This is a genomic window from Mesorhizobium shangrilense, assembly GCF_028826155.1.
In the GTDB taxonomy this organism is placed as follows: domain Bacteria; phylum Pseudomonadota; class Alphaproteobacteria; order Rhizobiales; family Rhizobiaceae; genus Arvimicrobium; species Arvimicrobium flavum.
Genome location: NZ_JAQGPN010000001.1, coordinates 3,057,275 through 3,083,750, shown reverse-complemented (window position 1 = coordinate 3,083,750; position 26,476 = coordinate 3,057,275). Strand labels below are relative to the sequence as shown.

General features: G+C 63.4%; 30 protein-coding genes and 1 tRNA gene. 10 read left to right on the top strand and 21 right to left on the bottom strand.

Annotated features, from left to right (window positions below):
* Positions 1-98: 98 nt before the first annotated feature.
* Together PD284_RS14920 and PD284_RS14915 are read left to right on the top strand one after the other, a co-directional pair.
* Positions 99-794 carry a phosphoglycolate phosphatase gene (locus tag PD284_RS14920; RefSeq protein ID WP_274628969.1) on the top strand — a complete coding sequence of 232 codons (696 nt, stop codon included), beginning with the start codon at positions 99-101 and terminating at the stop codon, positions 792-794.
* 117 nt (positions 795-911) lie between these two features.
* Positions 912-986, top strand: a tRNA-Val gene (locus tag PD284_RS14915).
* Positions 987-1,223: 237 nt separating this feature from the next.
* On the opposite strand, the gene PD284_RS14910 is transcribed toward PD284_RS14915, so the two are convergent.
* The 3 genes from PD284_RS14910 to PD284_RS14900 all read right to left on the bottom strand — a co-directional run bounded on the left by PD284_RS14910 (position 1,224) and on the right by PD284_RS14900 (position 5,865).
* Positions 1,224-2,738: a malonate--CoA ligase gene (locus tag PD284_RS14910; protein WP_274628968.1), complete on the bottom strand. Its 1,515-nt coding sequence runs from the start codon at positions 2,736-2,738 to the stop codon at positions 1,224-1,226.
* A 146-nt stretch (positions 2,739-2,884) separates the two neighbouring features.
* Positions 2,885-4,756 carry a L,D-transpeptidase family protein gene (locus tag PD284_RS14905; RefSeq protein WP_274628967.1) on the bottom strand — a complete coding sequence of 624 codons (1,872 nt, stop codon included), beginning with the start codon at positions 4,754-4,756 and terminating at the stop codon, positions 2,885-2,887.
* A gap of 197 nt (positions 4,757-4,953) precedes the next feature.
* The gene (locus PD284_RS14900) at positions 4,954-5,865 is read right to left on the bottom strand and encodes an alpha/beta hydrolase (protein ID WP_274628966.1); all 912 of its coding nucleotides are present in this window, start codon (positions 5,863-5,865) and stop codon (positions 4,954-4,956) included.
* Positions 5,866-5,912: 47 nt separating this feature from the next.
* Between PD284_RS14900 and PD284_RS14895 the strand changes: the two genes are divergently transcribed.
* Both PD284_RS14895 and PD284_RS14890 read left to right on the top strand, forming a co-directional pair.
* Complete coding sequence (locus tag PD284_RS14895) at positions 5,913-6,365, top strand: MarR family winged helix-turn-helix transcriptional regulator (protein WP_274628965.1); 453 nt, start codon at positions 5,913-5,915, stop codon at positions 6,363-6,365.
* Between the two features lie 64 nt (positions 6,366-6,429).
* Complete coding sequence (locus PD284_RS14890; protein WP_274628964.1) at positions 6,430-7,542, top strand: phosphatase PAP2 family protein; 1,113 nt, start codon at positions 6,430-6,432, stop codon at positions 7,540-7,542.
* Positions 7,543-7,577: 35 nt separating this feature from the next.
* Here the strand turns inward: PD284_RS14890 and PD284_RS14885 are convergent, their stop codons facing one another.
* The 6 genes from PD284_RS14885 to PD284_RS14860 form a co-directional block, all read right to left on the bottom strand.
* Positions 7,578-8,474 carry a protein-methionine-sulfoxide reductase heme-binding subunit MsrQ gene (locus PD284_RS14885; protein WP_274628963.1) on the bottom strand — a complete coding sequence of 299 codons (897 nt, stop codon included), beginning with the start codon at positions 8,472-8,474 and terminating at the stop codon, positions 7,578-7,580.
* 78 nt (positions 8,475-8,552) lie between these two features.
* Positions 8,553-8,903 (bottom strand): gamma-butyrobetaine hydroxylase family protein, encoded by a 351-nt coding sequence (locus PD284_RS14880; protein WP_274628962.1) that lies wholly within the window; start codon positions 8,901-8,903, stop codon positions 8,553-8,555.
* A 70-nt stretch (positions 8,904-8,973) separates the two neighbouring features.
* Positions 8,974-9,843: an alpha/beta fold hydrolase gene (locus PD284_RS14875; RefSeq protein WP_274628961.1), complete on the bottom strand. Its 870-nt coding sequence runs from the start codon at positions 9,841-9,843 to the stop codon at positions 8,974-8,976.
* 76 nt (positions 9,844-9,919) lie between these two features.
* Positions 9,920-10,696 (bottom strand): alpha/beta fold hydrolase, encoded by a 777-nt coding sequence (locus PD284_RS14870; protein WP_274628960.1) that lies wholly within the window; start codon positions 10,694-10,696, stop codon positions 9,920-9,922.
* A gap of 117 nt (positions 10,697-10,813) precedes the next feature.
* Positions 10,814-11,329, bottom strand: coding sequence for a DUF192 domain-containing protein (locus tag PD284_RS14865; RefSeq protein WP_274628959.1), 516 nt, complete (start codon positions 11,327-11,329; stop codon positions 10,814-10,816).
* A 37-nt stretch (positions 11,330-11,366) separates the two neighbouring features.
* Positions 11,367-11,951 (bottom strand): cold-shock protein, encoded by a 585-nt coding sequence (locus PD284_RS14860; protein ID WP_274630647.1) that lies wholly within the window; start codon positions 11,949-11,951, stop codon positions 11,367-11,369.
* Between the two features lie 217 nt (positions 11,952-12,168).
* Here PD284_RS14860 and gloA point away from each other — a divergent pair, with 217 nt between their 5' ends.
* Complete coding sequence (gene gloA, locus PD284_RS14855; protein WP_274628958.1) at positions 12,169-12,609, top strand: lactoylglutathione lyase; 441 nt, start codon at positions 12,169-12,171, stop codon at positions 12,607-12,609.
* Between the two features lie 71 nt (positions 12,610-12,680).
* A complete protein-coding gene (locus PD284_RS14850) occupies positions 12,681-14,213 on the top strand; it encodes an acyl-CoA carboxylase subunit beta (RefSeq protein WP_274628957.1) in 1,533 nt (510 codons plus the stop codon).
* Between the two features lie 28 nt (positions 14,214-14,241).
* Here PD284_RS14850 and PD284_RS14845 read toward each other — a convergent pair whose 3' ends face one another.
* Together PD284_RS14845 and PD284_RS14840 are read right to left on the bottom strand one after the other, a co-directional pair.
* Entirely contained in the window at positions 14,242-14,679 is a 438-nt protein-coding gene (locus PD284_RS14845) for a DUF2155 domain-containing protein (protein WP_411956274.1), read from the bottom strand.
* A 146-nt stretch (positions 14,680-14,825) separates the two neighbouring features.
* Complete coding sequence (locus tag PD284_RS14840; RefSeq protein ID WP_274628955.1) at positions 14,826-15,224, bottom strand: NADH:ubiquinone oxidoreductase subunit NDUFA12; 399 nt, start codon at positions 15,222-15,224, stop codon at positions 14,826-14,828.
* A 162-nt stretch (positions 15,225-15,386) separates the two neighbouring features.
* Here PD284_RS14840 and PD284_RS14835 point away from each other — a divergent pair, with 162 nt between their 5' ends.
* Positions 15,387-15,866, top strand: coding sequence for a CAP domain-containing protein (locus tag PD284_RS14835; RefSeq protein ID WP_274628954.1), 480 nt, complete (start codon positions 15,387-15,389; stop codon positions 15,864-15,866).
* Between the two features lie 4 nt (positions 15,867-15,870).
* Here PD284_RS14835 and PD284_RS14830 read toward each other — a convergent pair whose 3' ends face one another.
* Together PD284_RS14830 and gatB are read right to left on the bottom strand one after the other, a co-directional pair.
* Entirely contained in the window at positions 15,871-16,374 is a 504-nt protein-coding gene (locus PD284_RS14830; RefSeq protein WP_274628953.1) for a GNAT family N-acetyltransferase, read from the bottom strand.
* A gap of 2 nt (positions 16,375-16,376) precedes the next feature.
* Positions 16,377-17,879: an Asp-tRNA(Asn)/Glu-tRNA(Gln) amidotransferase subunit GatB gene (gatB, locus tag PD284_RS14825; RefSeq protein ID WP_274628952.1), complete on the bottom strand. Its 1,503-nt coding sequence runs from the start codon at positions 17,877-17,879 to the stop codon at positions 16,377-16,379.
* Positions 17,880-18,223: 344 nt separating this feature from the next.
* Between gatB and PD284_RS14820 the strand changes: the two genes are divergently transcribed.
* The gene (locus PD284_RS14820; RefSeq protein WP_274628951.1) at positions 18,224-18,481 is read left to right on the top strand and encodes a YjhX family toxin; all 258 of its coding nucleotides are present in this window, start codon (positions 18,224-18,226) and stop codon (positions 18,479-18,481) included.
* Positions 18,482-18,510: 29 nt separating this feature from the next.
* Here the strand turns inward: PD284_RS14820 and PD284_RS14815 are convergent, their stop codons facing one another.
* Positions 18,511-18,942: a CBS domain-containing protein gene (locus PD284_RS14815; protein WP_274628950.1), complete on the bottom strand. Its 432-nt coding sequence runs from the start codon at positions 18,940-18,942 to the stop codon at positions 18,511-18,513.
* 66 nt (positions 18,943-19,008) lie between these two features.
* Entirely contained in the window at positions 19,009-19,806 is a 798-nt protein-coding gene (locus PD284_RS14810; RefSeq protein ID WP_274628949.1) for a rhomboid family intramembrane serine protease, read from the bottom strand.
* Between the two features lie 352 nt (positions 19,807-20,158).
* Here PD284_RS14810 and PD284_RS14805 point away from each other — a divergent pair, with 352 nt between their 5' ends.
* Both PD284_RS14805 and PD284_RS14800 read left to right on the top strand, forming a co-directional pair.
* Complete coding sequence (locus tag PD284_RS14805) at positions 20,159-20,785, top strand: PAS domain-containing protein (RefSeq protein WP_274628948.1); 627 nt, start codon at positions 20,159-20,161, stop codon at positions 20,783-20,785.
* Between the two features lie 143 nt (positions 20,786-20,928).
* Entirely contained in the window at positions 20,929-21,546 is a 618-nt protein-coding gene (locus PD284_RS14800) for a PilZ domain-containing protein (RefSeq protein ID WP_274628947.1), read from the top strand.
* A gap of 16 nt (positions 21,547-21,562) precedes the next feature.
* Here PD284_RS14800 and dapB read toward each other — a convergent pair whose 3' ends face one another.
* The 6 genes from dapB to PD284_RS14770 form a co-directional block, all read right to left on the bottom strand.
* On the bottom strand, positions 21,563-22,369 hold the full coding sequence (dapB, locus tag PD284_RS14795) for a 4-hydroxy-tetrahydrodipicolinate reductase (protein ID WP_274628946.1): 807 nt from the start codon (positions 22,367-22,369) through the stop codon (positions 21,563-21,565).
* A 64-nt stretch (positions 22,370-22,433) separates the two neighbouring features.
* The gene (locus tag PD284_RS14790) at positions 22,434-22,994 is read right to left on the bottom strand and encodes an OmpA family protein (protein ID WP_274628945.1); all 561 of its coding nucleotides are present in this window, start codon (positions 22,992-22,994) and stop codon (positions 22,434-22,436) included.
* A 102-nt stretch (positions 22,995-23,096) separates the two neighbouring features.
* Positions 23,097-23,660, bottom strand: coding sequence for a GNAT family N-acetyltransferase (locus PD284_RS14785; protein WP_274628944.1), 564 nt, complete (start codon positions 23,658-23,660; stop codon positions 23,097-23,099).
* A gap of 2 nt (positions 23,661-23,662) precedes the next feature.
* A complete protein-coding gene (gene sseA, locus PD284_RS14780) occupies positions 23,663-24,514 on the bottom strand; it encodes a 3-mercaptopyruvate sulfurtransferase (RefSeq protein ID WP_274628943.1) in 852 nt (283 codons plus the stop codon).
* An 8-nt stretch (positions 24,515-24,522) separates the two neighbouring features.
* Positions 24,523-25,263 (bottom strand): alanyl-tRNA editing protein, encoded by a 741-nt coding sequence (locus PD284_RS14775; protein WP_411956215.1) that lies wholly within the window; start codon positions 25,261-25,263, stop codon positions 24,523-24,525.
* Positions 25,263-26,297 (bottom strand): cysteine synthase A, encoded by a 1,035-nt coding sequence (locus PD284_RS14770; RefSeq protein ID WP_274630646.1) that lies wholly within the window; start codon positions 26,295-26,297, stop codon positions 25,263-25,265. Before PD284_RS14770 ends, PD284_RS14775 begins: the two co-directional genes overlap by 1 nt.
* Positions 26,298-26,476 lie beyond the last annotated feature (179 nt).

Below are 26,476 nucleotides of genomic sequence, written 5' to 3'. Positions count from 1 at the left end.
TCATTTTTGCCGGCCATGGCAAAGCATCTCGCACCTGGAAGGGAATTGCCGCGGAGAGACACACGCGCTAGTCGAGACTGGATGGAAACGAGGAAGCCATGAGCCAGCCTATTGTCGTCTTCGATCTCGACGGGACCTTGATCGACACCGCGCCCGATCTGCTCGACAGCCTGAACCACAGCCTGGCGGCGGGCGGCATCCCGCCGGTTTCAGCGGAAGGGTTCAACGCGTTCGTCAGCCTGGGCGGGCTGGTCATGATCGAAAAGGCGTTTGCGGCGCAGAACAAGGCGTTGACGGAGGACGTCAGGCGCGAGTTCTTCAAGACGTTCATCGATCACTATTCAGAGGGCATTCCCGGCAAGTCGGTCCCCTACCCCGGCGTTCTCGATGCGCTCGACCGCTTCGCCTCTGCGGGTTACCTGCTCGCCATCTGCACCAACAAGCACTTTGCCACTGCCAGCAGCCTGATCGCGGCGCTCGGACTTTCCCCACGCTTTGCCGCGATTACGGGGCAGGATACGTTCGCCTTCCGCAAGCCCGACCCGCGCCATCTTCTGGAAACCATCGCTCTAGCCAAGGGCGATCCTGCGCGCGCGCTCATGATCGGCGATTCGCGGACCGACATAGATACGGCGAAGGCCGCCGGCATTCCCGTGGTGGCGGTGGACTTCGGCTACACGGACCGGCACGTCCGTGAATTCGAGCCGTCCGCCATCATCTCCCATTACGATTCGCTCACGCTCGACATGGCGGCAGGACTGATCGCGGCAACCAACGGGCGCGTCCGGGCCTGAAAAGGCACGCGACGGCCGACGCGCCCAACGCCGGTCAATTTCTGCCATTCGCATCGCTTGACTTCACAGACCGAGCCGAACTATATCCGCGGCGCGCCAAGCCACTTGGCTTCAGGCGGGCGATTAGCTCAGCGGGAGAGCACACCCTTCACACGGGTGGGGTCGCAGGTTCAATCCCTGCATCGCCCACCATGGCGCTCATGAGCGTTGCTCTGGCGGCCTCCCTCCCCGCACCAAAACCCACAAAATAGACCTTGGCGACCAGTCCGCAGTATCCGGCTCGGTGAGCATTTCTGCGCACAGTCCCGCGCTCCCGCAATATCGTGCGCGCCAGATAGCCCCGCGATGCAGCGAATGCGTGCGAGCGCGAACGATTCGCTGAAATGGCGCCGGCATCCCCCTGGGATCCCGCGCAGACCGCGATTCGCTCTATTTGTAGAGATCCTCGTATGTCTTCCTGAGTTCGGCCTTCAGCACCTTGCCCATGGTGTTTCTCGGCAGCGCCTCGTCGAACAGCACCCGCTTGGGAAGCTTGTATCTGGCAAGCCTGCCATCGAGCGCCGTCAGAACTGCGGCCTCGGTCAGTTGGACGCCCGGCTCCAGCACCACCACCGCCGTGACAGCCTCGCCGAAGTCGGCGTGCGGCAGGCCGATCACCGCGCTTTCGTTGACGCCGGCAAGGCCGTCGATCTCGGTTTCGATCTCCTTGGGATAGACGTTGTAGCCGCCGGAAATGACGAGATCCTTGTTGCGGCCGACGATCGATATGTAGCCTCGATCGTCGACGACACCGAGGTCGCCGGTCACGAAATAGCCGTCGTCGCGGAACTCTGCCCGCGTCTTTTCCGGCATGCGCCAGTAACCCTTGAAGACGTTCGGCCCCTTCACCTCGATCATCCCCACCTCGTTGGCGGCGACGGTCCTGCCGTCTGTCAGATTGGTGATCCGCACGTTGACCTCGGGCAGAGCGAAGCCGACCGCGCCCGGCACTCTCTCTCCGTCGTACGGGTTCGAGGTGATCATGTTGGTTTCGGTCATGCCGTAGCGTTCGAGGATGTGATGCCCGGTGCGATCGGTCCATTGACGGTGCGTCTCCGCCAGCAGCGGCGCCGACCCCGATATGAACAGCCGCATGTGGCCGGTGTTCTCACGGTTAAGCCACTGCTCCTTGACGAGGCGGGTGTAGAACGTGGGCACGCCCATCATCGTCGTGGCGGCGGGCAGTTCCTTCCTGATCGCCTCTACGTCGAACCTCGGCAGGAAGATCATGGATGCGCCGGCGAACAGCACGACGTTGGTGGCGACGAACAGTCCATGAGTGTGGAAGATCGGCAGCGCGTGCAGCAACACGTCTTCCCTGGTGAAGCGCCAGTAGTCCACCAGCGTGGACGCATTCGAGGACAGATTCGAATGCGTCAGCATCGCGCCCTTCGAACGCCCCGTCGTGCCTGACGTATAGAGCATCGCCGCGAGGTCGCCGGCCTCGACCGCTGCCGTAGGAAATGTCTCCCCGGCTTCCGCCGCAAGCTCCGGCAAGGTGCCGTCGTTGCTCGCGCCCAGCGTCAACACCGACGCGACGTTCAGGCTTTTGCAAAGCGGCGTGATCTGCGCTTCTCGGGCCGGGTCGCACAGGAAGACGTGGGGCGTGGCGTCGCCGATGAAATATTCCAGCTCCGCCGCGGTGTAGGCGGTGTTGAGAGGAAGGAAAACCGCGCCTGACCGCAGGCATGCAAGGTAGAGAATAATCGCTTCCGGCGATTTCTCGACCTGAGCTGCGACACGGTCGCCGATGTCGACGCCCTTGTTCCGCAGGACGTTTGCATAGCGCGCCGAGAGCGCGAACGCGTCGCGATAGCTGATGATCCGCCCCTCGGCGGTGCGCATGAACGGGACGTCGAGATCCTGGAGGCGAGAGAAAATCTGTGAAAACAGGTTATGCGACATGATCTTCCTCAGGCTGCGCTTTCCACGGCTGGTTGCGTCTCCTACTTGCCATGAATTTCCCGGAAATGCTTCAGGCCGGGAGCGAAGGAGACGATGGCTCACGTGCCAAAGTGGCGCCCGAACAACCGGCGGCTCCTTGAGATCGTTCAGCTGCTCGGCAGCCGCGCCGCATCCGTCGCGTCGAGCGCCGCCTTCAGATGCGAATCGCGATCGTAGACGTCGTCGAAATACTGAACCTCGCCGGACGGCGCTGGCCAGGCGGTGAAATAGGCCACATAGACCGGGATCTTGCGCGCGACCTTTTCCGTGGAATGTCCCTTGGCGAGTTTCTCGGCGACATAGTCGCGTGACTTGCCGAGGACGGCGGCGGCCATGCCACGCGGATCCTGCAACCGAACGCAGCCGTGGCTGAAGGCGCGCGCGTCACGCTCGAACAGCGCCTTCTGCGGCGTATCGTGCATGTAGATGGCGTGTTTGTTTGGAAACAGGATCTTCAGTTCGCCGAGGGAGTTTGCCTCGCTCGGGGTCTGACGCACGCTGAACGGAATCTTGCTCCCGTAGGCGCCCCAATTGATGGAGGACGAACTCACCCGCCGCCCCTTGGCGTCCGTCACTTCATAGCCCGCGCGGTCGAGATAGCCGGGATCCTGCCGCAGCCGGGGCAGCATCTCGTTGACGATGATCGACTGTGGAACGCCCCAATAGGGGTTGTAGTCCACCTGTTCGATCTCGTCATAGAAGAACGTAGTCTGATTGGAGGCCGTGCCGATCACCGTCCTCATGGCCAGCTGTTCGACACCGTTCTCGTAGTAGCTCGCACTATAGGCGGGTTGGTTGATGAAGACGCGCGTCGGACCAAGCTCCGAGGGGTGCCAGCGCAACTGCTCCAGGGCATAGAGGACTTTCTGCAGTCTGTCCGCCTTCGAGCGACCCGCAAACGCGGCGACTGTGCGCGGACCGATGACGCCGTCCGGCTTGAGGCCAACCGACTGTTGCGCAGCCTTGAAGAGCGGCACGAGCTCGGGCGCGTAGACCTCCGAGGCGCCATGCTGTGCGATGACGTCGGCAAACTCCGTCCCCAGCGCCTCGTCGCCCTTTGTCGACACCAGCGTCACCATCTTCGGAAGCTCGGCGCTCGTTTCGCCCGGCCGAAGCAACAGCTTCGCGTCGACGACGATGTCGTTCTCCTCGCTCGCGTCGAGCGCCTCGAGCTCGACCCTGAGCGCAGCATATTCCGGCGTCCTCGGATGGAAGGATTCGAGGAACTCCCGCGTCTCGTAGCCCGTCGCCAGCGTCCTCAAGGCCCCCAGCATGTCGAGCGCCTCGACCGGAAAATCATGATAGCCCGACAGCTTGTTGGGCTCGACGCGACCGCTCTGTGCATCGCGTATGTAGCGCAGGGCGCGGGCCGACATCGTCATCTCGAATCGGATGAGCTCCTGCAGCCGGTTTGCAGTATCGTCGATGGAGAACCCGGCTGGGGGGACGGCGACCGCATACTCCGCAGGCACCAGTCCGTGACTGGCCGCTTCGCCGAACACGCGCAATGCCTCTTGCGCCCTGCCGTTTGCGCTGAAACCGCTGACCCAGATGAATTCGGGATTGGCGGCGTAATACTCGGTCAGCGCTTTGGCGACCTCCTTCTCTGCCGACAGCTCGAAGCCGGTCAGCCCGGCTGCCGCCTCACGGAAGTTGGAGAGCGTCAGCACGGGCAAGGCGGAAACCGTCTGCGGCAGGCTCCGGAGGGCCGTGAAGTCGACCTTCTCGGGCGACGCGGCCTTGTAGGTATAATAGATCGGCGCGGCAATCTTGGGCGCGGCTGCCCTAGCGCCGTCGCGCGACTTGGCCCGAGACACCGGGCCCAGGAGTTCGCCTCGCTGCTTGCGATGCTTGACGGGGCCGCCGAACAGGATCTCGAAAAGGTTTTGCGCGCTTGCCGGCGGGGGAACGAGGGAAGCAGTCAGCGAGAGCGCCAAGGTCCAGGCCACGACACGTCCGTTGCGGTTTCCCTTGGTCATGCGTTCCCCTCTTTGCATCCGCGACGCAGCGGGCGGTCATACTACAGGACGGATGTCCTCAATTCGACCAGCCATCGCTCGCACGAAAGTGTGAAGGATTTGCGCACGCGGAAGTTCCGCCGCGGCGTCGCCCGGCCCATGTGCATGAAACTAGGCTGTGACAGCCCCGGCGCTCTCGGGCAACGGTGTTGCGCGCTTCAATGCACCGGCGTCAGCGCAGCCGCTCCGGCCGCAAAGCGCACCGTCGCGTCCACCACTTCCGCATCCGCCAGAATTCGGCGGTGGCCGAGCCCCTCTGCCCAGTGAAGACGGACATGCTCCCCCGCAGAGGCATAGCGCCGGGCGCTCTCGGCAGGCACTTCGCGGTCGTCGGGAGCATGGATGATCAAGGTGGGCACCGAAAGCTGCGCCAGTTGCTCTGCACCCCTGAATTCGCTCAACGGGCGTCCGGCGATCCGTTCAACCCGACGCTGGATGACCTGCTGCGACTTCGGACCCACATTGACGATGCGGCCGAATTGCTCAAACACCTTGGGCAGGGACTCCGGCGCCGCGATCAGGACAAGACGCCCGGGCGCGATCGGCGCTATTCCCGCAATCGATCCGGCCACGGCATTGACGGCAGTCGCTCCACCGAAGGAGTGCCCTACCACCGCATCGAACGGCCCGAACCACTCGTCGGCAGCGGCCACCGCGTCGACCGCCCTCGCCATATCCAGCTTACGCCCAGGCGATTGTCCGTGACCCGGCAGGTCGAGTGACATCACCCGAAAACCGGCTGCGCGAAGTCCCTCGATGACCGTGCGCATGTATTCGGTTCGGGAGCGCCAGCCATGGACGACGAGCACGGTGCCTTTGCGCGCGTTGCCCGTCTCCGGCCGGAACTCATGCACGCGGACGCAACCCCGCCTCGTCGTGATGTGATGGTGGCGCGCGTCGCTCATGAAGGATGCAGCGTTGGCGATCGCCTTCCTCTCATTCCCGGTCAGAGAGCGCGGGCTCGCTGTCCGGCAAAACAGCTCGAAAGCCGCCCACCCTGTCAGGGTTGGCGCGAGACGCTCGCCAAGCCCGAACGCGCCGCGGATGACCTTCAAGGGAAATGATGCCATAGTGGGCTCCGACAACTTCGTTCAAGGATGAACAAACTAGTTCAAGCATGAACAATATGCAAGCACTCCCGTGGGACAATCCCCGCTTTAAAAACTGGATCGCGTTGGTACGTGCGGAAAAGGCGGTGGTCCGCGCCCTGACCCGGGCCTTGGCGCCGCTGGATCTCAAGATAGGCCAGCTCGACGTGCTCATGAATCTCTACCGGCATCCCGGCATGTCGCAACATGACGTCGCGCGCCGGTTGCTGGTCGGTCGTTCCAACATCACGATGCTGCTGCCGCAGATGGAGAAGCAGGGCGTACTGCGGCGAGAGGGCGATCCCAAGGATCGGCGCATCATGCGGCTCTACCTCACCGAACAGGGCGAAGCGCTGCTGATGGATGCCCTGAAAGTCTACTCCACGCTGATCGAACGGGTGATGGCGCAGTCCAGCGCCGCTGAATGCGACCGGATGGGCGATCAGATGCGCCGCATCGAGGAAATGCTGAACAGCGACTGATCCCCGAGAAACAAACGCTTAATGCCCCCTTGCTACGGTGATTGGCGACAGCGGGGGGCGTGAGTTGTCAAACTCGGCGGGTACGGGCGGGCTGGCGAAGCGCGCCGCCACAAGTGGCTTCTCCTGGTGGGGCCGCGAACTGGGAACTTATGCCGTCATCTACATGGCCATCCTCGGCCTGGTCGCCTTCACACTGTTCGTTTCGGCATTGCAGGGCGTCGATTTTGTTCCCTTCCTAGAAAGGTACGCGCAAAGTGCCGTCAGCGGGTGCGTCCTGGTCGGGAGCATGCTTCTGATCGCGGTCTGCGTGAAGGCGCTGGTCTATGACCGCAGCGGCTCTCCGCTTCGCGCCGTGGTCGCTTCGCTCTCGGCGATCGTCAGATCGGACATGCTGTGGCGGTACCTGTTCGCCTGCGCCTGGCTGATCCTGATGCTTGCGGCATTCCTCTACAACAAGATGATGATCCCCGAAGTGGCGCCGTTCTCGTGGGACCCGACGTTTGCGCGATGGGACCAAGTCCTGTTCCTCGGCCATAGTCCGTGGGAAGTGCTGCATCCCATGCTTGGCTACCCGATGATTACAGCGACCCTGGACCTACTCTACGGGCTCTGGGGGCCAATGATGTTCATGTTCTGGGCGGGCGCTTTCGCCAGTCCCCGCGTCCCGGCGTTGCTGAGGGCACGGTTGTGGATGTCGATGATCCTGAGTTGGATCGTCATCGGCCTGGTGATGGCTACCTTGCTCTCTTCGGCGGGTCCCTGCTATTTCGGCGACGTTGTTCCCGGCATGACGTCGCCCTACGCTGGCCTCATGCAGTATCTGGCCGAGGCTCGGAGCGAGCCTCCGCTACTCGCCGTGATCGCACAGGAATATCTCTGGCAGGGCCATATCGGGAATCACGACATGCCGGGAGGAATTTCGGCCATGCCCAGCATGCACAATGCGCAGGCGGTCTTGTTCGCCGCCTTCGCATACAGGCTGGACAGGCGCTTCGGCCACGCGATGACGGTTTTCGCGCTGCTCATCTTCATCGGCTCGATCCACCTTGGCTGGCACTATGCCGTCGACGGCATAGTGGGCGCCGGCGCGGCCCTTGCCATCTGGTGGATCTGCGGCGCTTTCGCCCCGAAAATGTTCCCGAACGCCTTTTCGGCAGCCCGGCCGGTCAATCCGTAGCCACGCGCTGGCGGGTTTGGTCGCGGCTCCTCCGGTTATGCGGTGCGGCTGACCTCTGCCGGTCGCGCCCGCCGGTTTTTTGTTTCTCCCGGTCCGAAGTACGGCCGCACGACGCCAAGAACCGTCACCCCCAGCCCCGCCGCCAGCACCCACCAGGCCGGCCTTACCGAAAAGCCGAACTGGAGGTTTGCCGCCAATACCCGCAGCGGCGGGACGTTGGTGGCAAGGCCGTACCATGCCACCTCGACCACCGCCGTTGCGAGCGCCGCAAGGACCGCGATGGACAAGAGCACCCATGGTGAGGTGAGGGAAAAGCCTCTGGCGTGCGCGATGCGGTAACCGAACAGGGCGAGCAGGAAGCCAGCCATCAGCGTCGCCTGGTAGACGTCGAGCTTGGTCTGGATGAAGAAGTGAAGCGAAGCCAGCAACGCGATCACATAGACGATCCTGTGCAGCCGATTCCAGTTGCCGCCAAGCCGCTTGATCATGGCGTCGGTCGAGGTGACGGCGAGCGTGGAGAGCCCGAGCAAGGCGACGAACCCGATTGTCAGGTAGAAGCGTACCGCGATCTCCGAAACGATGATCCCGAGACGGAATTTCTGGTCGAGTGCGTAGAGCGACAGATGGGCCAGCGCATAGGAAAAAGCTGCGAGTCCGAGCATGCGGCGGACGTTTATCAGCTTCGGCCACTGCACGATCCGCCGCAGCGGCGAGACGCAGAGCGAGAGCAGCAGGAAACGGATGGCCCAGTCTCCGGTGCGGTGGATCAGTTCCGTGATCGGCCGTGCGCCGAGCGGCCCGACCGGCGCTGCGGCGGCAATCGATCCGTTTGCCAGCCCCCAGCAGAGATAAAGCGCCGGCAGCAACGTGCCGACGAGCACCGCGCATTTGAGCGGCGAGAACTTTCCGGCACGATCGGTCCAGGGCATCATCGGCGAACCCGTTGTTCGTTCACGGAATACGTTCCGAAGACCGAAAAAGTTACATCCGTTCGCCGCATCGGCTTTGGTTCAGTCTCGCGAAAGCCCCTTTTCCTTCAGTTCCGTCAGATATCCGGACCATCGCTCTTCCTTTTCGTGACCCAGCGTATGGAGGTAGTCCCAGGTAAAGATGCCGGTATCGTGGAAGTCGTCGAATGTGATGCGAACCGCATAGTTGCCGACAGGCTCGACCTTGGTGATCGCCACGTTGCGTTTGCCCGGCACGGTGACTCGCTGTTCAGGCGAATGCCCCTGCACTTCGGCCGAGGGCGAAAGGACGCGCAGCAGCTCGGCCGGCAGCTCGAACGGCGCATGCCCCGGGAAAGTAACGGTCAGCAGCTTCCGGTCCTTCGAAACCCGCAGTTCTTTTGGCGCAGTCATCGGCTCTTCTCAGGTTTGCATCCCTGCCCTACGCCAATTGTTGCCGTCGAGGAAGGGCGGTGTCGACGCCTCAGGCAGCCTGCTGCTCGGTCAGGAAGCCAAGAATCGCGGTCGAGAATGCGTCGTTGCGGTCTCCGGCCACCATGTGCCCCGCGCCGCTGACATCCACCTGGCTTGCGACCGGCGTACGCTCGAGGAATTCACGCGCATAGGCTTCGTGGACCAGCTCGGACTGCGTCCCCCTGACCAGCAGCGTCGGGATGCGAAGGCTGGGCAGCATTGCCATCAGCTCCTCGGACGTCTCCTTCGCGTTGTGGCCGATGCTGCGTACGCCCGCAATGAATGCAGGGTCCCAGTGCCAGCGATAGCGGCCGTCGTCGGAGAGGCGGAGGTTCTTGCGCAGGCCATCGAGCGAGCGCGGGCGTTTCCGGTGAGGCAGGTATTCGGCGATGGCGTCCGCGGCCTCCTGCAGCGTCGCAAAGCCTTCTTCGATACGCGCGCCCATGAAGCCTTGCACCTTCATGATGCCGTCCAGATCCATCCGCGGCGTCACGTCAACCAGCACCAGCGACGCGAAAAGCGGCCCGTGGCGCAACTCGGCCGTGAGTGCGGCGAGACCGCCGAGGGATGCGCCGACGACGGCCGGCATGGCATCGAAGCGCTGCACGACCGCCCGAACAACGGCCACCACATCAAGCGCATAGTCGTCGAAGCTGTAGTGCCCGCTGGCCACCCATTCGCTTTCGCCATGGCCGCGCTGATCGATCGTGATGGCGCGCATGCCGGCTGCGGCGGCTTGTCTTGCGCTGTCGCCCCAGGCGCGACGCGTCTGGCCGCCGCCATGGAGGAATATCACCGGCCTGCCCTGACCATCCCAGATGTCTGCGGCCAGGCGATTTCCCTCAGCGCCCGCGAATTCAATGGCTTTTGCTTTGATCATGAAATGGAGGACGTAGTGTCGAATGGCAGAGATAGTGGGCCGGCATCGCCGTCCTGACCCGCGACAGCAGGCCCCCTCAGCGTGCGAGGCCTTCGATTGGATGCATACGCAGGAACTCCAGGGCCCGCTTCTTGAACGTGCGGTCCCCGACCGACAGCATATGATCCCGCCCCTCGATGTCAAACGCCTCGGCGTTTGGCATCAACGTCGCCAGTTCCGACGCCGATCCTCCGATGTCGTCCTTGGTGCCGACCGCAACCAGCGTGGGCTGCGTGATCCGCGCCATTTCGTCGACGGTGAGCAATTCCCGTGATGTCGAGATGCAGGCTGCGAGAGCCCGGCGGTCACTTCCGGTCTGGTCGGCGAATGTCCGGAACATTTTTCCACGCGGGTGGGTGACTGTTCCCGGATCCTCCGCGGACAGAGCCTCCGCGATCGGATCCCAGTCGCCGACGCCGTCGACCATGCCGATGCCCAGTCCGCCAAAGATCAGGCTCCTGACCCGTTCTGGATGATCCAGCGCAAGGAAGGCCGATACCCGGGCGCCCATCGAGTAGCCCATGACGTGGGCGATTGGGATCCCGAGATGATCGAGCAATGCGACCGCATCGCCCGCCATTCTCGTGGGCGTGTAGTCCTCCGGGTCGTAGCTCTTGGACGATCGGCCATGGCCCCGATGGTCGAAGGCCACCGTGCGGTACCCGGCTTCGGTCAGCGTCTTGATCCAGCCGGGCGTGATCCAGTTGACCTTTGCGCTGGATGCGAAGCCATGGATCAGGAGGATCGGCTCCTGGTTTGCGGGGCCGCTGTCGACATATGCGATATCGAACGATTCATGCCGGAAGAAAGTCATCGAACACCGAAGGTCATGAAAGCAAGTCGCCGCAATGGCAGGCTGCCCCCGGAGAAGCATGGATTACCGTGGATGTCGACCCTCGCGCCGCCCTGAGGCGACCTGACGCCGGTCCGCCTACTTGCTGCCTTGGCCGCCTGCCGTCGCCTCGATTTGCGGGTGGCGCAGGCGATCTCCCTCCTCGATCCCGCGCGCAGCCGCCGTTCCCGCATTAAGCTCCAGAACGAAGCGCACGGATTCGGGCGGCGCGATCAGGGCTTCCGACATCGGCTCACCCTGCCGGATGGCTTTTACCTCGCCGTCCTCCCCGATGAAGATCAGATCGAGCGGCAGCGGCGTGTTCTTCATCCAGAAGCCGACGGGCTGCGTTCGCTCGAAGACGAAGAGCATCCCCTGATCGGCTGGAAGGAACTTTCGGAACATCAGACCCGCGCCCCGCTCCGCGGCGTCGTCGGCGATCTCGATCTTGAACGAGAGCTCGCCACCGGAGGATTCAACGACCAGCGGCGCGGGGTCGACCGGCAGGACAAGGGCATCGTTGTCGGCGCTGGACGTTGCGGCCGAACCCAACAGAAACGCCACCAGGACGGCGCAGCGCGCCAGCCCGCTCGACCGCCAATGTTCGAGATGCATGTTCTCTCCGGAACGTTTGAGCACGAGGGCCTGAACCCTAGTGCGAAATCGGCAACGTCCCGATATCGGGGTGAATTTCGGCCGCCATAAGGCCCTTGTCGCCTCGGCCGAACCGGCAGAGGACCACCTGGCCGGGCCGCAACTCGGTGAGGCCGTAGCGACGCAGCGTCTCCATGTGGACGAAAATGTCCTCGGTCCCGTCTCCCCTGGTCAGGAAGCCGAACCCCTTCGTGCGGTTGAACCACTTTACGAGGGCGCGCTCCAGCCCGCTTTCGGCCGTCACCGAGACGTGGGTGCGGGCGGGCTGTTGCTCCGCCGGATGCACCGCCGTCGACGTATCCATGGAAAGAACCTTGAACGCCTGGAGTCCGCGGTCACCCTGCCTGACGAGGCAGACAACCCGCGCCCCTTCCAGGGCGGTCTGAAACCCGTCCCGCCGCAAACAGGTCACATGCAGAAGAATATCACCAAGTCCCGACATGTCGGGACATATGAAGCCGTAGCCCTTGGCCACGTCGAACCATTTGATCGCGCCCGAAACTTCGATCAATCCCGCTGCGTCGTTCCCCTGGTCCTGCGCTTCGCCCGGATCACGGCCTGTCAACGAGGCCTTGTCCCCCATACCTACGAACCCCTTCGCAATGGACGCCGACACTGATTCTTACCTTGAGATTAACACTTCCCGCTCTGGTCTGCGCAAGTGGCGCGGCAGGAAATTTGTGATTCGACTTACCTTATACTCGAATTTCTCGACATTTCGCGGACTTGCCTTTTCGGTTGCCGGAGAGCGATCGCGAACCCTATGCTACCGCAAATCGCATCCCACGAAGGAATTTGTCATGCGCTACCTCCACACGATGGTCCGCGTCACCGATATCGACCAGTCGCTCGACTTCTACTGCAACAAGCTCGGAATGAAGGAGGTGCGCCGCCACGAGAGCACCCAGGGGCGCTACACCCTCATCTTCCTCGCCGCGCCGGAAGACGAGCAAAGCGGCCTGACCGCGAAGGCGCCGCTGATCGAGCTGACCTACAATTGGGATCCAGAGGACTACAAGGGCGGGCGCAATTTCGGCCATCTCGCCTATGAGGTCGACGACATCTACGCCACCTGCCAGAGGCTGATGGACAGGGGCGTGACCATCAACCGCCCGCCGCGCGACGGCAACATGGCCTTCATCAAGTCTCCCGACGGCATCTCGATCGAGCTGTTGCAGAAGGGGCCGGCCAAGGAGAAGGCGGAGCCTTGGGCCTCTATGGCAAACACCGGTTCCTGGTAGGTCTCGCCACAGGTTGCCCGCTCCCGTCGGGACGCAGCGAATAGCCCGCCTTTAGACCGACGGAGGTTTCCATGAAGGAAGTCCTGAACGAACTGGAGCGCCGCCGCGAGGTGGCTCGCATGGGTGGCGGCAAGGCCCGCATCGAGGCTCAGCACGCGCGCGGCAAACTGACCGCGCGAGAGCGCATCTCGGTGTTCCTCGACGAGGGGTCCTTCGAGGAGTTCGACATGTTCGTCGAGCACCGCTCGACGGATTTCGGCATGGAGAAGTCGAAAGTCGCCGGGGACGGCGTCGTCACCGGCTGGGGCACCGTCAACGGCCGGCCGATCTACGTCTTCGCCAAGGATTTCACCGTCTTCGGCGGCTCGCTGTCGGAAGCGCACGCTGAAAAAGTGATGAAGGTGCAGGATATGGCGCTGCGCAACCGCGCGCCCATCATCGGCCTTTACGATGCTGGCGGCGCGCGCATCCAGGAAGGCGTCGCGGCACTCGGCGGCTATGCCGAGATTTTTCAGCGCAACGTCCTCGCTTCGGGCGTCATTCCGCAGATCTCGCTCATCATGGGGCCCTGCGCGGGCGGCGACGTCTACTCGCCGGCTATGACGGACTTCATCTTCATGGTGCGCGACACCTCCTACATGTTCGTCACAGGCCCCGATGTCGTGAAGACCGTCACCAACGAGACGGTGACGGCTGAACAACTTGGCGGCGCATCCGTTCATACCACCAAATCGTCGATCGCCGACGGCGCCTACGAAAACGACGTCGAAGCGCTGCTGCAGATGCGTCGGCTGATCGACCTGCTGCCGGCATCGAACACCGCCGACCTGCCCGAGGTCGAATGCTACCAGTCGGTGACCGATCACGACCTGTCCCTCGACAGGCTCATCCCGAACAGCGCGGCAAAACCCTACGACATCAGGGAACTGATCCTGAAGACCGCCGACGAAGGCGACTTTTTCGAGATCCAGGAGGCATTCGCCAGGAACATTGTGACCGGCTTCGGCCGCATCGAGGGGCGCACCGTCGGTTTCGTCGCCAACCAGCCCATGGTGCTGGCGGGGGTGCTGGACTCCGACGCCTCGCGCAAGGCCGCCCGCTTTGTCCGCTTCTGCGACTGTTTTGGCATCCCGCTCGTCACGTTTGTCGACGTGCCGGGCTTCCTGCCGGGCACCGATCAGGAATATGGGGGGCTGATAAAGCACGGCGCCAAGCTGCTGTTCGCCTATGCCGAGGCCACTGTGCCGAAGGTTACGGTCATTACCCGCAAGGCTTTTGGCGGGGCTTACGACGTCATGGCGTCAAAACACCTGCGCGGCGACATGAACTATGCATGGCCGACCGCGCAGATCGCGGTGATGGGCGCCAAGGGTGCGGTGGAAATCATCTACCGACGCGATATCGGCGACGCCGACAAGATCGCCCAGCACACGAAGGCCTACGAGGACCGCTTCCTGTCACCCTTCGTCGCGGCCGAGCGCGGCTATATCGATGAGGTGATCATGCCGCATTCAACGCGACGCAGGGTGGCGCGGGCGCTGCGTATGCTGCGCAACAAGGATCTGCAAAACCCCTGGAAGAAGCACGACAACATCCCGCTCTGATTGGCGACAGGCGTCGCAGCGGTAGACTTCAGTTGGTCTTGGCTTCTTCCGGCGGCGGAACGTCCGACTTCTGCTTGCAGCCCTTCAGCCACACGTCATAGACGGCGTGCTCGACTGCATTGAGCCCCGGGCTTTCAGCGAACATCCAGCCCGTGAATATCCGACGGATCTTTCGGTCGAGCGTGATTTCATCGACTTCGACGAAAGAATCCGTTTTCGGCTCCTCCTCCTTCGCCCGGGAGTAGCAGATACGCGGGGTCACCTGCAAAGCCCCAAACTGCACCGTCTCGTCGATATAGACGTCGAAGGTGATGATGCGACCGGTGATCTTGTCGATACCGGCGAACTCCGCGACCGGGTTGCTGATGCGCTCTGCATGGGCGATGCCCCCTGCCGCAACCAAGAATGCCGCGCCCGCTGCGCCTTGGCGAAGTATCCTGCCCACGAAACCGCTGAAAGTTGCCATTGCGCTACCGATCGTTGTCGCGGATGCCCCTGGAGACTTGTCGGCGGGAAACAGCCGACGCCCAAGCCGATAAGATCCAAATGTGGCGACAAAAGACCGATTCGAGCAGCCCGCCGCGGCGCGCTGCACTTCGGATCGGACCCCGCTCAGGAGCCCGGGGTCCAGGCGTCGTAGTCGCCGGTGACGCGCGGACGCTGCTGATTCCCCAGGACCGAGCCTTTTGGCCGGTATGCGTTGCCGGTGCCGGTGAGATTCGGCTGGTGGGGCTGCTGCCACTCCCGCGGCTTGTAATTCTCCTTCGCCGGGGGCGTGTCAACGCGGTGGTGGATCCACCCATGCCAGCCCGGCGGGATGATGGAGGCTTCCGCATAACCGTTGTAGATCACCCAGCGACGCGTGCGCCCTTCGGAGTCCTTGCCGCCCTCGTAGTAGACGTTGCCGAACTCGTCCTGGCCGACCTGCGTGCCATGTCGCCACGTGTGGAAGCGCGTGCCGAGCGTCTGCCCGTTCCACCAGGTAAAGAACTGCGTGAGGAACGTCTTCATCGAAACCCCGTCGGATACCTGTACCCGATACATCCTTGCTGGCCCGCTTATGGCCGCACGCGCCCGTTCTGGCAAGCGCCCTTTCCGCCCCGCGGCAAAGCGCCGGGAAAAAGCCATCTTGCCATAGGACATCGGCGAACTTTCATCTTTGGGATCCTTCAAATGCAGGAATTCGGGGCGCGCATGGCGCGCGCGGTATCGATCGCTGTCCTGATTGCGCTGGCAGGCTGCCAAAGCGCCGGCCGGCTCGGCGAATCGACGGGCGAGAACCGCACCGGCGCCGCCTACATGGCGAAGATTCGCGCCGACAATGCGCTTCCGTCGATGTCACCCGATTCGACGCTCGAAAAGGCGGCCCGCCAGCAGGCGGCGCTGATGGCGGGCGCCGGCAAGATGAGCCACACCACGAGCTTCGGCCAGAACTTTGGCCGGCGCATGCACAGCAACGGGGTCAAGGGTCCCGCAGCCGAGAACATCGCGCATGGCGCTTTCGGGCCGGAAGAACTGTTTGCGCGATGGATGGCGTCGCCGCCCCATCGCCGGAACATGCTCGATCCGAGCTTTACGAAGTACGGGCTGGCAGCCGCGCAGGATAGCCCGGGCAGCAGCCGACGCTATTGGGCCCTTGTGCTCGCGAAATAGCGGATCAGACGGGGTCGCCGTACAGCGAGCGCACATAGACCCGCCCTGGAACGATCGATCCCGGCAGGCTGTCTTTTGCCGCTTCGCTGCTCGACGCAAACCCTTGCGATTCGTAGAATCCGATCGCCCGCTCGTTCTCCGGCTCGACCTCGAGACGAATCGCGCGCGCGTCAGGAAAACTGGAGATCACTTCCTCCAGCAACATCGCGCCGATGCCCCGGCCCTGCCATGAAGGAAGCACGTAAAGCTGGTGGAGGGTGACCGTCTCGCCCTTTTCGTCAGCAGCGGCGAACGCCATCCCGGTAATGGCGGCGCCGTCGTCCGCCACCAGATACTCTGACCTCGGCGACGTGAGACGACGCCTCAGGGCGCTGATCGAATGCCATTCGTCCGTGATTTCCCGAACCCGATCGGCGCCGAGGATCGCGTCGTAGGTGTCATGCCATGTCTCGATCAACAGCGCACGAATCGCATCAATGTCGCGATCCGATGCGGTGCGGACGTACATCGCTACCCCTCGATGCCAAGCTTGGCCTTGACGAGGTCGTTGACGGCCTGCGGATTGGCCTTGCCGCCGGTCGCCTTCATGACCTGACCGACGAACCACCCGGCCAGCGTCGGCTTCGCCTTGGCCTGTTCGACCTTGTCGGGGTTGGCGGCGATGATCTCGTCGACTGCCTTCTCGATGGCGCCCGTATCGGTGACCTGCTTCATGCCGCGCGCATCGACAACGGCGCGCGGGTCGCCGCCCTCGTTCCAGACGATCTCGAACAGGTCCTTGGCGATCTTTCCGGAGATCGTCCCTTCCTTGATGAGATCGATGATGGCGCCGATCTGTTCCGGCGAAACGGGAGCAAATTCAATATCCTTGCCGGCCTTGTTCAAAGCGCCCAGCAAGTCGTTGATGACCCAGTTGGCGGCCGTCTTGCCGTCGCGTCCGGCCGCCGTCTTCTCAAAATAGTCGGCAATCGCCTTCTCCGACACCAGCACGGATGCATCGTAGGCCGAGAGGCCCATCTCGTCGACGAAACGGGTCTTCTTGTCGTCCGGCAGTTCCGGCAGGTGCGCAGCCAGTTCGTCGACGAAGGCCTGGTCGAACTCGAGCGGCAGGAGGTCCGGATCGGGGAAATAGCGATAGTCGTGCGCCTCTTCCTTCGATCGCATCGAGCGCGTCTCGCCCTTGTTGGGATCGAAGAGCCGCGTCTCCTGCTCGATCTGGCCGCCATCCTCGAGGATGGCGATCTGTCGGCGCGCTTCCGATTCGATCGCCTGGCCGACGAAGCGGATCGAGTTGACGTTCTTGATCTCGCAGCGCGTGCCGAAAGCGCCGCCCGGCCGGCGCACGGACACGTTGACGTCGGCGCGCATCGAGCCTTCGTCCATGTTGCCGTCGCAGGTGCCCAGATAACGCACGATGGTGCGCAGCTTCGTCAGATAGGCCTTCGCCTCGTCGGCCGAGCGCATGTCCGGCTTGGAGACGATCTCCATCAGCGCCACGCCGGACCGGTTGAGGTCGACGTAGGACATGGTCGGATGCTGGTCGTGCATCGACTTGCCGGCGTCCTGCTCGAGGTGCAGTCGCTCGACGCCAACCTCGATGTCCTCGAACTGTCCCTTGGAGTCGGGCCCTACCGAAACCGTGACGGTGCCCTCACCCACGATCGGCTGCTTGAATTGGGAAATCTGGTAGCCCTGCGGCAGGTCCGGATAGAAATAGTTCTTCCGGTCGAACACCGACTTGTGGTTGATCTGCGCCTTGAGACCGAGCCCCGTCCGCACCGCCTGCCGGACGCACTCCTCGTTGATCACCGGCAGCATGCCGGGCATTGCGGCGTCCACGAGGCTCACATTGGCGTTGGGGGCAGCGCCAAAGGCGGTCGATGCGCCGGAAAAAAGCTTGGCCTCCGACGTCACCTGCGCATGCACCTCCAGGCCGACGATGATCTCCCAGTCGCCGGTGGCGCCGGAGATGAAGCGTTTCGGGTCGGGCGTGCGTGTGTCGATAATCGTCATGGAGGTCCGTTTTCCGCGCAGGCGAACTGTCTCGACCGTTCGCTAGATCAAACGCCGCCGTCTTGCAACCTTGAGCGCCCACGCCGTCGCGCATCGCGGCCCCGCACCGAAAGCAGAATCTCCCGCGGCTCTGCCGAGAAAGGCGTCCCATCGACTTTCCCGACCGTATCGGCTATGCAGCGGTCCGCGTCCAGCTTGGGTGTTTTATGTCTAGCTTTGAGTCCCGCTGAGGCCCCGACCTTTCCTGAAAGGCGGGGCGTGAAAACCTGAACCACCGTGCCGCATGACTGCGGCGCGCTTTTTTGTGTTGGCCGTTTCGGCCAGGTTTTCCAGGACTCACAGACATGAACGTATCGCGCTTGGAACAGCGCATCCTGCACCTGTTGGCGCGGGGCGGACGCATCGACCTTGAAAAGAACGACGACGGCAAGCTCGAGGCCGTGCATTGCGTCACCCGCGAGGGGTGGCGCCATGCAGCGCTCGACATCGAGCTTTTCAGGAAACTGAAACGGAAGCGGGCGATCGCATCGTCGCAAGGCGGCCCCTATCGGATCACCCGGCAGGGGCTCCTGTTGGTTCGCCCGCAACCTGACAACCGTTAGCCAACAGACGCCAACTGGTAGGGGAGAGATCAGGCCGTAGCGATATAGTGCTTGATCTCTTCCGCCTCGCGCTCAACGTCCTCGATCCGCCGCTTCACGACGTCGCCGATCGAGACGATGCCGTCCAAATGACCGTTCTTCTCGACCGGAAGGTGGCGGAAGCGGCCGCGGGTCATCATTTCCATGACCTCGTTGACCGTGTGGTTCTCGTTGCAGATGTTGACCTTCGGCGTCATTGCCGTGCGCACCGTCTGGTCGAGCATCTCATGGCCGCCCTTGGCCAGGGCGCGCACGATGTCGCGCTCGGAGAGGATCCCGACGATCTTGCGATCGCCGTTGGTGATGACGAGCGCGCCGATCCGGTGGTCGGCAAGCATGCGAACCGCTTCGGCGAGCTTCTCGTTGGGGCCCAACGTGAACACGTCATGGCCCTTTGCTTCAAGGATGGCTTTGACCGTCACCGCGACCTCCTCTCAGGCGAAAACAACACGGCTATCGTGCCCCTCATACACCTTCATTTCAAGTATTCAGATGTCTAAGCCTGTTTCTCGGCCTGGCGGCGGGGATGGCTTCCGGTCGAACGCGCCAATGCCGAAGAAGCCAACCAGAAAGCCGCCGATATGGGCTTCCCAGGCAATCGACGCGTCCTCGCCCGAGCCTAGCCCGACGAGCCCGGTGACCAGATTGATGGCGAACCAGACGATCAGGAAGGTGGCGACCGGACGCGATGTCAGCGCCGCCGAAACAGGCAGGATCGGGCCTCCGAAAACGCCGCGGCCAGACGATCGGTCTATCCTGAACCCGTATCGCGCCGCCGCTCCCATCATGCCCGAGATCGCGCCCGAAGCGCCGATGAGAGGCGCCTGGCCGAACGGGTAGACGGCGAAATGCAAGGCGACCGCGCCCAGGCTCGTCACGATCCAGAAGGCGACAAAGCGCGCCACGCCCAGTCGGTTGGCCAGCGGCGAGCCGAAGGCAAGAAGCCAGATCATGTTGAGCAGCAGATGCGCCAGTCCGCCATGAAGGAAGGCATAGGTGATTGGACTGGTGAACGCCCAGATATCCAGCTCAAAACCGCCCGAATAGCGGATCGGGATGAAGGCCGTCCGCACCAAAAGGTCGAAATCCTGGTCCGCGGTCAACAAATAGACGCGCGCGACATGAACCACGACGCACGCCGCGGCGAGAAGGGCGACGATGCTGGGAACGTTGAAGATTGGTTCGGCAGGCCTTCGACGGATGGCGGCGTCCTGATTTTCTGCCGAGGCCGCATCTCCCCCGTCGGGCGCTGTCTCACGGGGCTCCGGGTGGGGCGAGGTCGTCATGGCGGAGCCATAAACTATTGCCCGTGCGAAGAAAACCGCGAAGCCGCAAAGAAACGGCCGCCCAAGGTTTCCCTTGCGCGGCCGGCGAGCCCCCTGCTCTCCCCAAGAATGCCTTTGATTGAAACGCCGCAGGGCAAAGACTGCAGCGGCTGTATCGGAGTGACAGCAACCTCCCACATGGATCCCGGGCGGGCAATCGAAACGCTTTGTTAACCTTAACGACCCCGACCCGTGAACAAGTCGCCACCGAAGTGGCACGCATCCTGCTCCTGGACACATGAACGCGCCCTAGGGGTGCATGAATGTGCAGCGCCGAAACAGATTCGCGGCGATGAGTTCGGAGTGGCATGCAATGAAACAGGACGGCTCCTGGGCGCTGTTCCAATATTGGAACCGGCTGCGTCGCGATCGCCCTGCCCCGATGCGGACCGAGATCGAGCCCGCCGACATCAAGTCGCTGCTCGGCGACACGTTCATTCTCGAGCGCGACATGCGCGGCGAAGCTATCTTCCGCCTGGCGGGCACCCGGCTCTGCGCCGTCTACGGGCGCGAACTGAAGGGTTTTGCATTTACTTCATTGTGGCGCGAGGCGGACCGCACGACGATGGCGCGTCTCGCCACCAGCGTCTTCCAGTCAAAGACCGTTGTCACGTTCGATTTCGAGGGTTTTGGTCGCGACGATCGCAGCGCGTCGTTCGAGTTCATCCTGCTGCCGCTCGACGGAGGCCTGGAAAACCCGCGCTGCCTTGGCGCGCTGTCAGCCGCTTCAAAGCCTTTCTGGCTGGGTTCGGACCCGATAAGGGACGCCCTTCTGGGGACTGTAAGGATCATTGATCCCGACCGCGATCCGCTCTTCCCCAAGGGCCCACCGAGCGGGGCCGTGCCGCCGCATCTGCCGCGGGCGAAGGGCGACGTGCCGCTCATCAATGCAAGGCGGATCCGTCATCTGCTCGTGCTGCAGGGCGGTCGCGAGCCCTGATCGTTGCCCCTCGCCGTCCGGCATATCCGTGACGGCCAAATCGTTTATCGACGCATGGCGCGGTTTCCGCATTTTTAACTCTCCCGGGCTATTTTTGCTTGGTGTGGACCATCGGCCACGAGCCGGAATCATCAGGTGCGAGAATGAAGGCTGCGGCGACCCTCAATGCGCCGTCGAGAGTCGAGCGGCGGACCTTTCAAAGAGTCCGCGTGAAGATTTACGGCCGCTTCATGCTGGAGGACCTTTCGGAGCACCCCTGCCAGGTCATCGACATGTCGCCCGGCAACGTTTCGTTCCGTTGCGACCGCGTCGGCGAGCCTGGCGAGAAGGTCATCGCCTACATTGATCATATCGGGCGCGTGGAAGGCGTCATGACCCGCCGCCTGGCCGATGGCTTTGCCATGACGGTCATCGCCTCGGAGCGCAAGCGGGACAAGCTCGCCGCGCAGCTCACCTGGCTCGCGAACAAGCATGAGCTTGACCTGCCGGAGGACCGGCGGCACGAGCGCGTCGCCCCGCGCAACCCTCTCAGCGTCCTGCAGCTCATGGACGGCCGGCAGTACCAGTGCCGGATCATCGATCTGTCGCTTTCGGGTGCGGCGATCGAGATCGACGTCAGACCCGCGATTGGCGTCCAGGTCGTACTCGGCGCCATGCGCGGCCAGGTCGTCCGGCATTTCGAAGACGGCATCGCGATCGAGTTCGCCGTCGTGCAGCGACCCGAAATGCTCGACGCCGAGTTCAACCAGCAGAACGCCTGACGCTGCATCGCGCGCCTCAGTCGATCAGCGCGTCCAGACCGCGCACCAGGCCGCGGATCGAGCCGACCTTGCGGATCGCAAGCAGGGTCCCCGCGACGTAGGGAGCCGCCGAGGAACCGGCATCGTGGCGGATCGTCAGCCTCTCGTCGGGCAGCCCGAACAAGGCTTCGCATGAGAGGATATATGACGGCAGCCTGAGCGCATGCACCTGCACGCCCTGCCCCGTCCCCACCGCGGCGCCCCGCGTCTCGCGAATGCCCGAGACTTCCGCTTGCGGCTTTGCGGTCGACGCGCCGCGCACCGCAGACAGCGCCTCCGCCAGCTCGCGCGCTGTGCCAGAAGGCGCATCCGGCTTCCTGGCGCTCGCATAGTCGATGACTTCCACGTCCGGCACGTACTTGGCCGCCATCAGGGCGAACCGCTTCATCAGCGTCGCCGTGATGGAGAAGTTGCCGGCTGCAATCACGCCGACCCCGTTGGCGAGCGCCGCCTTTTCTATCTCTGCATAGTCGGCGGCCCCAAGACCCGACGTGCCGATGACCACGTGCCGTCCGTGATCTATCGCCGTCATCACATGTGCCTTAACGGCATCGGGCTTGGTGTAGTCCACCATCACATCCGAGGGCGTGGCGAACGCCTCCTCGAGCGTCGCCGAGACGCTGACCCCCACGGACGTGACGCCTGCGGCCAAGCCTGCATCCTGCCCAGCAGCGTTGCGCGAGACGGCGCCGGCAAGGCGCATGCCGCCGTCGGCCATGATCGCCGGCACGAGAGCCCTGCCCACCCAGCCGGTTGCGCCGCTCATCACGACCCTGATCGTCATTGGCATCCTCCTGCTCTGCCAGCGAGGATGCGCCGGTTGCGCCGCAATGACAATGACGCGCGGATCAGTAGGGCCGGACGACGTCCGTGATGCGCCGCAGGGTGACGCGACGGTTGCGCCAGTTCTCGTTCTGCGTCGGCACCAGCAGATACTCCTCGCCATAGCCGACCGTCTCCAGCGCGCGGCGCGGAATGCCGAACTCGCGCACCAGCACGCGCTTCAGGGAGGCGGCGCGCTCTTCGGACAGACGCTGGTTGGCGGCGAACGAGCCCACGGCGTCCGTGTGGCCCTCGATCAGGAAGACCTCGCCGCGCTTGCGGCGCAGGATTCGCTCCATCGCCGTCGCGATGTTCTCGACCTTGTTGTATTGCGAGTCAGGGATTTCGTCCGAACCGAAGGCGAAGTTGATAGCCTGGATATCGATCGAGGGAGCGGCCCGCCGCAGTTCGGGCCTTCGCTTCAACTCGCGCACCGTGGTCCGCTGTTCTGGCCGGATCCTTTCGCGCGGTGCGGCCTCCAGCGAGCGCTCGATCTGGGATGCCGAGGGCATGGATTGCGCCGCCGCCTGCCCCGGCAGGGCAAGCATCGCAGCCATTGCCGCCGCAAGGAATGATGATTTCGGCATGGGATCGCGCCCTCTCCGTTTGACTTGGAACCGGGGCGACCATTGCAGTCCAAAGCTGAAGCGGTGATGAACGATCCGTTCAGGCGACGAACCGCCCACCTGTCAGCGCATGACGCTTTCCGAGCGTTCGGCAAAAGTCATGAGCTTGACGATCTCCTGCTTCTGGCCGACCGGCGAAAAGCCCATTTTCTGGTAGAGCGGAAGTGCGGCCGGATGATCCATGGTGCAGGTCTGGACGGTCACGGTGCTCGGACCCTGCGCCCACGCCGCCTCGATCGCCGCGCCCAGGAACCAGCGGCCGAGCCCCTGCCCCATCGCGTGCTCCATCATGCCGAAATAGGCGATCTCCGCCGTTGCCGGCAAATGCGGCTTGATGTCGAAGAACCCTGCGGGCGCACCATCGAGATAAAGCACGCGTATATCGCGATCGGGCTTCCACAGGGAAGCTTCCAGTTCCTCCTCGCTGCAGCGCAGGATGTTGACCCAATGCCATTTGCGCCCAACCCGATCGGCGAGATAGCGGTAGAAGTGGGTCGGCACCTTTCGCGCTCGCAGCAGTGCGATCTGCCGGTTGTGCGGGAGTGGCGGATAGTGCGCCGGCGGGGCGGACATCTCCAGGAAGGTCACCGTGACGGGGACGGTTTCCGTGCCTTCTTGGGCCTCCATGCTTACTCCTTACCGGTGGCGACCGGCGTGTCGGCAAGACTGCCCCACTCCGACCAGGAACCGTCATAGAGCTTGCTGCCGTAATGACCGACGGATTCCAGCGCCAACGTGATTACCGCGGCGGTAATGCCCGACCCGCATGAGGTCACGATCGGCTGGTCCAGGTCGAGTCCTGCCGCCTCGAGCTTCTCCCGCAACGCCTCGACCGGGAGCAGCATGCCGTCTTGCGAGAGCGAACTCGCCGGCACGCTTCTGGCGCCGGGCATATGGCCCCCACGAACGCCCGCGCGGGGCTCTGGCTCGGCGGCGGTGAAGCGCCCGGCCGGTCGAGCGTCGGCGATCTGCCGGCCGCCCTTCGCGACGATCTCCCGCATTTCGGCAAGCGAGGCGACCCGCGATGCGTCGAACTCGACCGTGAATACGCAGGGAGCGATCCTCGTCGGCTCCGCCGTAACCGGACGTCCCTCGGCCTTCCAGCGGTCAAAGCCGCCGTCCAGCACGAACACTTCCTTCGCCCCCATGAGGCGGAACATCCACCACACACGGGGCGCGGAAAACATGCCGGGACCGTCATAGACGACGATGGTGTCTTCCGTGGAAATGCCCATCGAGCCTGCAAGGCGGGCAAAGTCCTCCGGCCGCGGCAGCGTGTGCGGCAACGGCGAAGCCTGGTCGACAACCTGGTCGTGGTCGAAGAAGACAGCGCCCGGAATGTGCGCCTGGCCATACTCGGCCCGCGCGTTCCGCTTCTGGGCCGGCAGATACCAGGAAGCGTCGACGATCGAAATTCCGGGCTTGCCCACCCAGCCTTGGAGCCAGTCGGCATCGACAACGAAAGGACTACGGTCGTTCATATCTGCTCTCAGTTAGCTGGAATCGGACCGAAGCGCAGCCGGAAGCGACGGTTTTCGCGCCCCTTCTTCTCGATCTTGCCGATGTGAATCTCGCCCACCTCGCCCGTTCGGGCAACATGGGTGCCACCGCACGGCTGGGTATCCACTGCGCCTTCGTCGCCGATGCCGACGATGCGGATGCGTCCGGTGCCTGACGGCGGACGCACGTTCTTCGATTTCACGAGGCCGGGATTGGCCGTCAGTTCGTCGTCCGTGATCCAGCGGTAGAAGACCGGATGATCGGCGGCGACCAGTTCCATGAGCCTTTCCGTGACCTCTTCCTTTGCATAGCTGGCGTCGGGGATGTCGAAGTCGACGCGCGAATCATCCTCGGAAACCGCAGCCCCTGTGATCGGAAACGGGCACACGACCGTCAGCAGGTGACATGCGGTGTGCATGCGCATCAGGCGATAGCGGCGCTCCCAGTCGATCGCAAGCCTGACCCGCTCGCCGACGGAAAGAGGATCCTGGTCAGCCGCCGGGATATGGATGATCTCGTCCTTCGTCTCGCCCGTTATCGTGCCTGCGATGGCGACTTTCGCACCACCGGATGTAGTGAAATGGCCGGTGTCGCCAGGCTGGCCGCCGGAGGTCGCGTAGAAGACGGTACGGTCCAGGATGACGCCGCCGCGGTCGTTGATCGCGACGACTTCCGCATCCGTCTCCCTGAGGTAGCCGTCGTCGCGGAAAAGCGCTTCGGTCGCCGGCATCACTCGACCTTCTCGAACGGAATGGCAATGTCGGGCGAACGGTCCATCCATTGCGGAATTGGCAGGTTCTTGCTGCGCAGGAAATCCGGATTGAACAGTTTCGACTGATACCGCGTGCCGTAGTCGCAAAGGATCGTCACGATCGTGTGGCCGGGCCCGAGCTCCTTCGCCAAGCGGATCGCCCCGGCAATGTTGATGCCGGTCGATCCGCCCATGCACAACCCTTCTTCCTGGACCAGGTCGAAGACGATCGGCAGCGCCTCGTCGTCGGGGATCTGGAAAGAGAAGTCGGGCGTAAAACCTTCGAGATTGGCGGTGATGCGTCCCTGGCCGATGCCTTCGGTGATCGAGCTTCCCTCTGCCTTCAGTTGTCCCTCGGTATAGAAGCTGTGGAGCGCCGCGCCGAGCGGATCGGCAAGCGCCACCTTCACGTCCTTGTTCTTCGCCTTCAGGCCGATGGCGACGCCCGCCAGCGTGCCGCCCGTGCCGACGGCAGAGACAAATCCGTCCACCTTGCCGCCGGTGTCGCGCCAGATTTCCTCTGCCGTTGTGCGGATGTGGCCGTCGCGGTTGGCGACGTTGTCGAACTGGTTGGCCCAGATGGCGCCGGTCGCCTCGCTCCTGGCCAGTTGCTCGGCCAGACGTCCCGACACCTTCACGTAGTTGTTGGGGTTCTTGTAGGGCACAGCAGGCACTTCGAGCAGTTCGGCGCCCAGCACCCTCAGCGCGTCCTTCTTCTCCTGGCTCTGCGTGTCCGGAATGACGATCACCGTGCGGTAGCCGAGCGCCTTGGCGACGACGGTCAGACCGATGCCGGTGTTGCCGGCTGTGCCCTCGACAATCACGCCGCCGGGTTTCAGCAGGCCTCTCTTTTCCGCATCACGAATGATGAAAAGGCCGGCCCGATCCTTCACTGACTGACCGGGGTTCATGAACTCGGCCTTGCCGAGGATTTCGCAGCCGGTCTCCTCGGAGGCGCGGCGCAGGCGAATGAGCGGCGTGTTGCCGATCGCTTCGATTGCCGAACGATGCATCATGTTGTCTCTCGATTTTCCGCCCGGAGCGTAGAAATCGGCGTCGCCGGTTGCAAGGTCAGAATTTGTTCTGGATGGGTCGAAATCGCCTCATGCGTGCGCAAGGTCGGCCTCCTGGCGAAAAGCGCGTTCTGCGATGTCTCCCTTCTTCGGAAAAAGACCGACTGGGAGGGCGCTCT

Coding starts and splice junctions, on each gene's coding strand:
- PD284_RS14850 (WP_274628957.1), top strand. CDS start 12,681: ATGAAGGAAGTCCTGAACGAACTGGAGCGCCGCCGCGAGGTGGCTCGC.
- PD284_RS14875 (WP_274628961.1), bottom strand. CDS start 9,843: ATGATCAAAGCAAAAGCCATTGAATTCGCGGGCGCTGAGGGAAATCGC.
- PD284_RS14900 (WP_274628966.1), bottom strand. CDS start 5,865: ATGGCATCATTTCCCTTGAAGGTCATCCGCGGCGCGTTCGGGCTTGGC.
- PD284_RS14920 (WP_274628969.1), top strand. CDS start 99: ATGAGCCAGCCTATTGTCGTCTTCGATCTCGACGGGACCTTGATCGAC.
- PD284_RS14800 (WP_274628947.1), top strand. CDS start 20,929: ATGAAGGCTGCGGCGACCCTCAATGCGCCGTCGAGAGTCGAGCGGCGG.
- PD284_RS14770 (WP_274630646.1), bottom strand. CDS start 26,297: ATGCATCGTTCGGCAATCGAAGCGATCGGCAACACGCCGCTCATTCGC.
- PD284_RS14790 (WP_274628945.1), bottom strand. CDS start 22,994: ATGCCGAAATCATCATTCCTTGCGGCGGCAATGGCTGCGATGCTTGCC.
- PD284_RS14810 (WP_274628949.1), bottom strand. CDS start 19,806: ATGACGACCTCGCCCCACCCGGAGCCCCGTGAGACAGCGCCCGACGGG.
- PD284_RS14830 (WP_274628953.1), bottom strand. CDS start 16,374: ATGTACGTCCGCACCGCATCGGATCGCGACATTGATGCGATTCGTGCG.
- PD284_RS14820 (WP_274628951.1), top strand. CDS start 18,224: ATGAACGTATCGCGCTTGGAACAGCGCATCCTGCACCTGTTGGCGCGG.
- sseA (WP_274628943.1), bottom strand. CDS start 24,514: ATGAACGACCGTAGTCCTTTCGTTGTCGATGCCGACTGGCTCCAAGGC.
- PD284_RS14785 (WP_274628944.1), bottom strand. CDS start 23,660: ATGGAGGCCCAAGAAGGCACGGAAACCGTCCCCGTCACGGTGACCTTC.
- dapB (WP_274628946.1), bottom strand. CDS start 22,369: ATGACGATCAGGGTCGTGATGAGCGGCGCAACCGGCTGGGTGGGCAGG.
- PD284_RS14880 (WP_274628962.1), bottom strand. CDS start 8,903: ATGACTGCGCCAAAAGAACTGCGGGTTTCGAAGGACCGGAAGCTGCTG.
- gloA (WP_274628958.1), top strand. CDS start 12,169: ATGCGCTACCTCCACACGATGGTCCGCGTCACCGATATCGACCAGTCG.
- PD284_RS14840 (WP_274628955.1), bottom strand. CDS start 15,224: ATGAAGACGTTCCTCACGCAGTTCTTTACCTGGTGGAACGGGCAGACG.
- PD284_RS14885 (WP_274628963.1), bottom strand. CDS start 8,474: ATGATGCCCTGGACCGATCGTGCCGGAAAGTTCTCGCCGCTCAAATGC.
- PD284_RS14865 (WP_274628959.1), bottom strand. CDS start 11,329: ATGCATCTCGAACATTGGCGGTCGAGCGGGCTGGCGCGCTGCGCCGTC.
- PD284_RS14835 (WP_274628954.1), top strand. CDS start 15,387: ATGCAGGAATTCGGGGCGCGCATGGCGCGCGCGGTATCGATCGCTGTC.
- PD284_RS14860 (WP_274630647.1), bottom strand. CDS start 11,951: ATGGGGGACAAGGCCTCGTTGACAGGCCGTGATCCGGGCGAAGCGCAG.
- PD284_RS14870 (WP_274628960.1), bottom strand. CDS start 10,696: ATGACTTTCTTCCGGCATGAATCGTTCGATATCGCATATGTCGACAGC.
- gatB (WP_274628952.1), bottom strand. CDS start 17,879: ATGACGATTATCGACACACGCACGCCCGACCCGAAACGCTTCATCTCC.
- PD284_RS14895 (WP_274628965.1), top strand. CDS start 5,913: ATGAACAATATGCAAGCACTCCCGTGGGACAATCCCCGCTTTAAAAAC.
- PD284_RS14905 (WP_274628967.1), bottom strand. CDS start 4,756: ATGACCAAGGGAAACCGCAACGGACGTGTCGTGGCCTGGACCTTGGCG.
- PD284_RS14775 (WP_411956215.1), bottom strand. CDS start 25,263: ATGCCGGCGACCGAAGCGCTTTTCCGCGACGACGGCTACCTCAGGGAG.
- PD284_RS14845 (WP_411956274.1), bottom strand. CDS start 14,679: ATGGCAACTTTCAGCGGTTTCGTGGGCAGGATACTTCGCCAAGGCGCA.
- PD284_RS14805 (WP_274628948.1), top strand. CDS start 20,159: ATGAAACAGGACGGCTCCTGGGCGCTGTTCCAATATTGGAACCGGCTG.
- PD284_RS14910 (WP_274628968.1), bottom strand. CDS start 2,738: ATGTCGCATAACCTGTTTTCACAGATTTTCTCTCGCCTCCAGGATCTC.